The organism is Neptuniibacter sp., from assembly GCF_024231755.1.
Lineage (GTDB): Bacteria > Pseudomonadota > Gammaproteobacteria > Pseudomonadales > Balneatricaceae > Neptuniibacter.
The window spans coordinates 1-2,246 of record NZ_JAAEQH010000074.1; the positions used below are offsets into that span (position 1 = coordinate 1).

Annotated in this window: 4 protein-coding genes; all 4 read left to right on the forward strand. The window is 44.8% G+C overall.

Annotated elements, in window-relative coordinates; genetic code table 11:
* Nucleotides 1-432 (forward strand): 30S ribosomal protein S5 (gene rpsE / locus GY843_RS03540; protein ID WP_297306585.1); only part of this gene is annotated, 432 nt, incomplete at its 5' end.
* 3 nt (nucleotides 433-435) lie between these two features.
* Complete coding sequence (gene rpmD, locus GY843_RS03545) at nucleotides 436-618, forward strand: 50S ribosomal protein L30 (RefSeq protein ID WP_008115384.1); 183 nt, start codon at nucleotides 436-438, stop codon at nucleotides 616-618.
* Nucleotides 619-622: 4 nt separating this feature from the next.
* Entirely contained in the window at nucleotides 623-1,057 is a 435-nt protein-coding gene (gene rplO, locus GY843_RS03550) for a 50S ribosomal protein L15 (protein WP_008115382.1), read from the forward strand.
* Nucleotides 1,058-1,067: 10 nt separating this feature from the next.
* A partial coding sequence (gene secY, locus GY843_RS03555) for a preprotein translocase subunit SecY (protein WP_297306591.1) occupies nucleotides 1,068-2,246 on the forward strand: 1,179 nt, incomplete at its 3' end.

The following is a 2,246-nucleotide window of genomic DNA, read 5'->3' on the forward strand; positions in this document are numbered from 1 at the left end:
GTAGTTAAAGGTGGTCGTATCTTTAGCTTTACTGCACTAACTGTAGTTGGTGATGGCGCAGGTAAAGTAGGTTTCGGTTATGGTAAAGCACGTGAAGTTCCAGCTGCTATTCAAAAAGCAATGGAAAAAGCACGTCGTAACATGATCAACGTAGACCTAAATGGCAACACATTACAGCATCCTGTTAAAGGACGTCATGCTGGCTCACAAGTGTTTATGAAACCAGCATCTGAAGGTACTGGTATCATTGCAGGTGGTGCTATGCGTGCAGTACTTGAAGTGACTGGTGTGCAGAACGTACTTTCTAAATGTTACGGTTCTACTAACCCGATCAACGTTGTACGTGCAACGATCTCAGCTCTTGAGAACATGAATTCTCCTCAGTCGATCGCTGCAAAACGTGGTCTTCGAGTAGATGAGATTTTGGGGTAAACCATGGCTAATAAAACTGTAAAAGTAACACAAGTAAAAAGCTCTATCGGTCGTTTACCGAAGCATAAAGCTACATTACGCGGTCTTGGTTTACGTCGTATCAATCACACTGTTGAGTTAGAAGACACAGCATGTGTGCGTGGTATGATCAACCAGGTTTATTACATGGTTAAGGTAGAGGGGTAATTCGATGCATTTGAATACACTTTCACCTGCTGCAGGTTCAAAAACTGCTCCAAAACGTGTTGGTCGTGGTATCGGTTCTGGTCTTGGTAAGACTGGTGGCCGTGGTCACAAAGGTCAAAAATCACGTTCTGGCGGTAAAGTACGCGTTGGTTTCGAAGGCGGTCAAATGCCTATGCAACGTCGTCTACCTAAGTTCGGTTTCACTTCTCGCAAATCATTAGTATCTGCAGAAATTAACCTATACGAAATCGCTAAAGTTGAAGGCGATGTGGTAGACCTAAGCGCGTTACAAGCAGCTGGTCTAGTTAAAAAGAACGTTCAGTTCGTTAAAGTTGTTAAATCTGGCGAAGTTTCACGCGCTGTTACCGTTAAAGGCCTTAAGGCTTCTAAAGGTGCACGCGAAGCTATCGAAGCTGCCGGAGGCAAGGTAGAAGACTAAGGAAGTACTAATGGCTAAACCAGGTCAAGATACACAAAGTGCACAAGGTGGACTTTCGGAATTGAAGCGCCGATTACTCTTCGTATTGGGTGCTATCATAATTTACCGTCTAGGTTCATTTGTGCCGATCCCTGGGATTGACGCCGCTGTACTTGCCGATTTCTTCGAGCAACAAAAGGGCACCATTGTTGAGATGTTCAACATGTTTAGCGGTGGTGCGCTTGAGCGAGCTTCAGTGTTAGCACTGGGTATTATGCCGTATATCTCGGCTTCGATTATTACGCAACTATTAACGCATATGTATCCGCCGTTTATAGAGCTTAAGAAAGAAGGTGAGCAAGGGCGTAAAAAGATAAGCCAGTACACACGCTACGGCACGCTTGTGCTTGCTACTATCCAATCAATCGGTATTGCCACAAGCTTACCGGGCATGATGAACGGGTTAGTTGTTAACCCAGGTATGGGATTCTATTTCACCGCAGTGGTGAGTTTAGTAACCGGTACTATGTTCCTTATGTGGTTGGGCGAACAGATAACAGAACGTGGTATCGGTAACGGTATCTCAGTTCTAATATTTGTTGGTATTGTAGCTAACCTGCCGTCTGCTATTGGTTCGACAGCCGAAATGGCGCGCCAAGGTGATTTGAATGTTTTTGTACTGTTGATGGTTGCGGTTATAGTATTCGCTGTTACTTATCTTGTTGTATTCTTTGAACGTGGTCAACGACGTATCGTTGTTAACTACGCCAAACGTCAACAAGGTCGTCAAGTATTTGCTGCTCAAAGCACGCATTTACCTCTGAAAGTAAATATGGCGGGTGTTATTCCACCAATCTTCGCTAGCAGTATAATTCTGTTCCCTGGTACAATTGCAAGCTGGTTCGGCCAGGGTGAAGGTCCGGTCGCTGATGTGCTACAAGCTATTGCAACAACGTTGACTCCAGGTCAGCCTTTGTATGCGATGGTGCTAGCAGCAGCTATCATCTTCTTCTGCTTTTTCTACACAGCGTTGGTTTTTAACCCGCGTGAGACAGCAGACAACCTGAAGAAATCTGGCGCATTTATCCCAGGTATTCGTCCAGGTGAGCAGACATCTAAATACATTGATAAAGTGATGACACGCCTGACATTGGCAGGTGCTTTGTATATAACCTTTATCTGTCTGGTGCCCGAATTCATGACTATGGCA